This is a genomic window from Sulfuricurvum sp. MLSB (genome assembly GCF_000747095.1).
Classification (GTDB): Bacteria; Campylobacterota; Campylobacteria; order Campylobacterales; family Sulfurimonadaceae; genus Sulfuricurvum.
This window is the reverse complement of sequence record NZ_JQGL01000092.1, coordinates 1-5841: the sequence shown is the minus strand read 5'-3', so window position 1 is coordinate 5841 and position 5841 is coordinate 1. Positions and strand designations below refer to the sequence as shown.

General features: G+C 44.1%; 4 protein-coding genes and 2 pseudogenes. 1 reads left to right on the top strand and 5 read right to left on the bottom strand.

The window, feature by feature from the left end; translation table 11 throughout:
* The 3 genes from JU82_RS07040 to JU82_RS07030 form a co-directional block, all read right to left on the bottom strand.
* On the bottom strand, window positions 1–2647 hold a 2647-nt coding region (locus JU82_RS07040; RefSeq protein ID WP_037948615.1), incomplete at its 3' end, for a PAS domain S-box protein.
* Window positions 2644–3351 (bottom strand): response regulator transcription factor, encoded by a 708-nt coding sequence (locus JU82_RS07035; RefSeq protein WP_037948613.1) that lies wholly within the window; start codon window positions 3349–3351, stop codon window positions 2644–2646. The genes JU82_RS07040 and JU82_RS07035, both read right to left, overlap by 4 nt.
* 420 nt (window positions 3352–3771) lie before the next feature.
* The gene (locus JU82_RS07030) at window positions 3772–4215 is read right to left on the bottom strand and encodes a hypothetical protein (RefSeq protein WP_037948611.1); all 444 of its coding nucleotides are present in this window, start codon (window positions 4213–4215) and stop codon (window positions 3772–3774) included.
* Between JU82_RS07030 and JU82_RS12235 the strand changes: the two genes are divergently transcribed.
* Window positions 4096–4620, top strand: coding sequence for an AraC family transcriptional regulator (locus JU82_RS12235; RefSeq protein ID WP_366921371.1), 525 nt, complete (start codon window positions 4096–4098; stop codon window positions 4618–4620). The two genes, JU82_RS07030 and JU82_RS12235, sit on opposite strands and share 120 nt — an antisense overlap.
* Here the strand turns inward: JU82_RS12235 and JU82_RS12230 are convergent.
* Together JU82_RS12230 and JU82_RS11905 are read right to left on the bottom strand one after the other, a co-directional pair.
* A pseudogene (locus JU82_RS12230) lies at window positions 4608–4916 on the bottom strand (CZB domain-containing protein); the annotation flags it as partial. The gene JU82_RS12235 and the pseudogene JU82_RS12230 overlap by 13 nt on opposite strands.
* A pseudogene (locus JU82_RS11905) lies at window positions 4896–5148 on the bottom strand (methyl-accepting chemotaxis protein); the annotation flags it as partial. The pseudogenes JU82_RS11905 and JU82_RS12230, both read right to left, overlap by 21 nt.
* Window positions 5149–5841 lie beyond the last annotated feature (693 nt).

The window sequence follows — 5841 nt, the reverse complement described above, 5'->3', positions numbered from 1 at the left end:
TGTTCAGCGACTCTTCAAATGTATTATGGACCATTTCCCTATCATCGGGATGGACAGAGTCAGAAAATATTGCTTGCAATTCACCGGTTTGCTCCTTATCAAGCTCAAATAGCCGGTATGTCTCATCCGACCATGTCAATTTTTGAGTCGAAATTTCCAGCTCCCAGCTTCCAATTTTGGCAATCTTTTGTGCCTCTTTGAGGCTTGTTTCGCTCCGTTGCAGTTGCTCTTCGATTTGTTTGCGCTCGGTGACGTCATGCACGTATCCGTACCAGATAATGCCTCCTTCGGGATGCATTTCAGGTTTGGTATTGCTCTCCATCCACCGCTCTCCCCTAATCGGGTGGATAATCCGGTACTGCTGATGCCATACACTCATCGTCCGTGCCGATTCGGCAAGAGACTCTGCTACCCGTTCGGCGTCGTCAGGATGGGTTAGTACTATAAGCGAGGCTGCATCGTCTCTCACGTCCTCCGGGGTTAATCCGAAAAGATCGGTAATATTGGGAGAAACGTACGGCATACAGATCGTACCGTCGGGACGCATATAAAAACTCCCCATCATACCGGGCGACGAATCGGCCAGCGCCCGAAGTTCTTGTTCCTTGATTTCCAGCGCATGCAGTGCCTGTTTGAGGTCCGTTATATCGCGCCCGATCATCAGAACACTGCTGATTTTGCCATTATCTCCAAACTCGGGAACCATCCGTATATGGGAATAGTCTATCGCGCTGATGGCATTGATATAGGTAATTTCAAACGTGGCCTCCACTCCTGTTTCGACGACACGATGCAGTTGCGTTATATAGTACTCTTTGTCAATGATCGGAGTCTCTTCGGAAGGGGATTTGCCCAACACCACGCCGAACAGCTCGCGAGCTTTCGGATTAGCATAGGTACGTCGTCCTTGTGTATCGTATCGGATAATGACGTCAGGGGAGTTTTCAGCGACCGTTTTGATGGTGCGGTTCTCTTTTTCAGCTTCCAGAAGCCGCCGCTCCGTGATGTCACGGGCTACTGCAAGGCTATAGCTTACACCGTTGTACTCAAAGTAGTTGGAACTGACTTCTATAGGGAACACGCTCCCGTCTTTTTTCCGGTGGCTTGCTTGTCCGAGTACGGTTTTGTGTCTTTTGATATCTTCCCAGTGGATACCCCACCACCCTACCGAGCAGTTCGGGTCTATATCAACAACCCCCATACCCAGAAGCTCTTCTTTTGTATAACCAAGAGCTTTGCAGGCACCATCGTTTACATAATAAAACATCGAATTTTCATCGATAAGATAGACCGCTTCGTGGATCGTATCGAGGGCGAATTGTTTGAGAAGGAGTTTCTCTTCCGCCTCTTTATGGGCGGTAATATCCCTGACATTTGCGATGCGATATAAAACGTTGTTATTGTCGTCTTTCACCGCTGTTATATCTATCGCTACGGGGAACCTTGAGCCGTCTTTACGAATATGAATCGATTCAAACGCATAGTGGCTCTCTTGGTGTACCGTCTGTAAAATGCATTTGACATGATCTCTGCATTCAGGGGCAAATATACTTTCGATAGGTTTTTTGATGAGCTCATTGACCTCAAAACCGTGCATCTGTGCAAAAGCCGGGTTCATAAGATCCAGCGTCATCGTGTCGGCACCGCACATGACGATTCCCCATTGGGCCTGCTCAAAAATATCAGCCCATTTCTGGAGGGCTTTCTCAACCTCTTCGAGTTCGATGATTTTTCGGGAGAGTTGGTTGATCCGATCCAGAGTGAGTCTCTCATCGGGGGTTACCGTATCGGTGCAATGTTTCCCGTACTCCGCGTAGGGGAGCTCTATGGTAAAACAGGCTCCTTTTTTTACATTTTTAACGGAAATCATTCCGCCGAAGCGATTTTCAATAATTTTTTTGGTCATAAACAGACCCAGACCCGAACCCTCTTCTTTGGTCGTGATATGCAGATCAAACACCATATCAACGGGCTTCAGGCGGATCCCTCCCGCATTGTCCGTGACGGTGATATGGCACGTCTCGTCCCCGTCACTGACATGGACAGTGATAAGAGGAGCCTCGACGGATACACCGTCAAACGCATCTTTGGCGTTGAGAATCAGGTTGAGTATCGCATGGGTGAACTCGTTGGCATTGCCCTGAATCGTCGGATTAATCTCCAATTCGTAGTTGAGGGTGATATGGCTGTTTTCAAACGAGTATTCGGTAATTTTGCGCACCTTTTCCAGCTCGTCGGCAACAATAAAATGCGTCTTGTTATCCCCGTGTTGAGCTAAAAAGCTGTAAAACGTATCGATCGTTTCGGCCAAATGCTGGAGGAGTTTAAAACTCGTCTCCACCGAATGCAAAAGCTTCTCTTTTGAGATGTCTCCTTTAAAAATCAAAGCGGCCTTGATGCTGTTTTGTATACTCCCTATAGCATTGAGCGGTTGTTTCCACTGATGGGCGATGTTGCTGACGGTTTCTCCCATCGAGGCGTATCGGGATTTTAAAAAGAGGATGCGAGAATCCTCTTTATTCTCATGGAGCAACCGGTCATAGTTTTTTTGGAGTAATCTGATTTTGTAAACGAGGATCAACGCAAAAACGGTCACAGCCGATAAAAGAATTACCAGCAGGTTCAGTTCATCAAGAGTAGAGCTCATTCGCTTGGTCTTGACGTTTCGCGGGTATCAAGCCGATAACCGATTCCTCTGACAGAGATGATGATGTCGATACCCAGTTTTTTGCGTAACCGCAGAACGATGTTTTTGATGGCCGATTCGCATATCGGGTCCAGCGGCCACAATATTTTTCCGATCTCATCTTTGGTAACGGTTCTGTGACGGTTGTTGATTAGCAAAACCAATAATTCCTGCTCTTTGATCCCCAATGTCACAACGGTTCCGCTCTGATAAAGCTCTTTTGTCGCGGCGTTATAAAAGATATTTTTGCCCAGTACGATCAAACCCTCATTTTTGTGGGTTCGTTGTATCGCTTTGCAGATCGCAAAGGTCAGTTTTTCAAGTTCTACGGGTTTGACCAGATAGCCGTCAATCGAAAGGTTGGCGGCATTTAAAAGCAGCTCCTGCTCGGCAAAACTGGTCATCAGAATAATCGGAATATCATAATTGTGCTGGCGTACCCTTCGGATGAAACTGAGCCCGTCTTTTTTGGGCATCTTGATGTCGCTCAGGAGAATGTCGGGCGATTCGTCTTCATATATCCGAAATGCTTCGTCTCCGTCTGATGCGGCATATACTTTGCCGAACAGCATCTCCAGTATTTCTCCGATTTGGGTTCTTGTGATGGTGTCATCCTCGGCAAAAAGAATACTTTTGTCTTTGAGCAGTAACATATTCCGAATCATTGTCACAACTCCTTGGCTATTGTATTACGTATAAATTATCACGATTAATATTAGTACATTGGTTCCAAAACGAATAAAGTTATATTTTAACATCATATTAGTCATATATTGGTCATATTTACGCATCGAAATGAGACTGAAATGATTCTATAAAAAATGTAGCATACCGCCCGACAATAGCATAATGGTTGATTTAGATAAAAACGAGTGCGGACAGTGTGATCAAGCCAGTAGCTTTATAGAAGTTAAGGAATGATTTCATCTCTTTGATTGACGGAATTATACAAGACATTAATCTCTTTGTATTTTATTATTTTCGTCAATTAAAGGATAAATTTAATGAATATTATATTGCACGAAAGCCCTTTTATTGATTCTATTTTTTACGTTCCGGTCGAAATGTACAGAATAGAACACGACTTATGTTTCAGAGGTTTTCCCTCTGTGAATGAGCACATCATACTGAACCAAAATTGCGCCGTCATCACATTTACCATCAATGACCAGGTTTTTGTCTTTAACAATAATGTCGTTTGCGGCAAATTTACCCATCCTCCCAAAATAAACATCATTTTTAAAAATACCTGCAAAAAATTGACCGTTATCCGGCTCAACGCATACGGGATGTTTAAACTGACGAATATCCCGATAGCGTCTATGGTCAATCGCATTACTTCCTGTTCGACCGTCAGCATCGACTTGTCCGAAGATGCGGAAAATGATCACTCCATCCGCTGGATCGAAATGATGATGAATCAGGAGATTGATCAGGAATCCTATCAAATCACACGCAACATCATCCATTATATCGATGCCAATTTTGCGGATTTGCCTTCCAATATCAGCAAAACGATTGCAAAACAATTCGGTCTTTCAGAGAGCACCCTGCTACGGTATTTTAAAAAATACATCGGGATGAATCTCTCGACTTATATCCTCACACTCAGACGAAAAAAAATGATTCAGTCGATATGCGCCAATAAATACGATTCATTAACCGTACAGGAGCACGGTTATTACGACCAATCCCATTTTATCAATGACTTTAAACGTCTCTTCGGGATTTCGTTAAAAGAGTATTTCCATGCGACTTTTATCAACCTTGACTGTCGTTCTTCGCTCAGCATGGCATTGAGTATTTCAACAACTTCGCGACTTGCGCGTTCCGCATCCCGGAAATGCGTCATAATATTTTCAGATTCTACGGCACAGGTACCGGCACTGACGCAGTTTAGCGCTGCAAGAATGTTGTCATGCACTGATTTATGAGGAGCTTCGAGTTTTCTGAAGCTGGGAACCCTTCCAAAAATTTCGGCGCCTTTGCCCCCATCTGCCCATTTGCCTAAACGGCAATGATGATGATCCACAAACTCATCTTCCAGCGTGAGGCGGAAAACGCTTTTATACCCTTTGAATTTGAAGAGTACATGATCTAATTTCAACAATAGCATAAATATGGAATACAAAACGTCCGTGGAATGACTCTCGATCATTTCCGTCCGTTTTTTCCAACCGTGTAGCGTGCTCCGGAAGCGTTCAAGTTTTTCACTCGATGTCGATGAAATGCGTTCCATCGTGCCGGAGCGTTCATATATTTCGATGGCACTTTGTTTAAGACTTTGCACGCTTATCGCTACTTCCCGGGTTGCTTTTTGGGTCCGTTCCGCAAGCTTACGAACTTCGTCGGCAACGACGGCGAACCCTCCGCCCGTGTTCTCCGGCACGTGCCGCTTCGATCGCCGCATTCAAAGCCAACAGGTTCGTTTGATCGGAGATGTCTTTAATCAAATCAATCACTTGGCCGATCGTTCCGACACCGGCATTGAGCTGACTCACGGAACCGTAATTATCGGTGATATTACTCACCAATGCTTGTTGTATTTCAAGGATTTCACCGATTTCTTCATTGATTCCAAGGGCATTACTGCGATTGTTTTTATTCAAAATTTCGATTTCTTCCAAATGGCCGACATTGTCAGAAACATCTTTTTGCAATGAGGAGAGATCATGCTGGCACGCGTTCGTCAGATTTTCCGTCAGATGGTGCATCAGATCAGACATCACGGCACCGTCCGCATATTCATCATTCTTTTGACGAAGCTTGCTATTTTCTTCTTTCAGATGATTATTTTCCCGTTCCAGCTCCGCTATTTTGGAATGAAGCAGCTCATTTCTTTCAGTATCCCGATTGTTCCGGAATAACATTGGTTCAACCTCTATGTTAAATATTAAACAGCAGCTTATCCTTTTAATAGTCACACATAGGTCACACATAAACCTATTTCAAATGACCGTTTGCAATCCGTTAAAAAAGTATCATTTCCCAAAATGAAAAAATAGTGATGTATATCAAAAATTTATACATACTGTTTTGACGATTGACGCAAGAAAAGAAATAGGCAGCAGATGGAAAAGTTAAAACTTCTTATCGCGGATGATGTCGAAGAGAACCGCGCTTATTTACGAGATATTTGCCGTGCGATGGAAGAT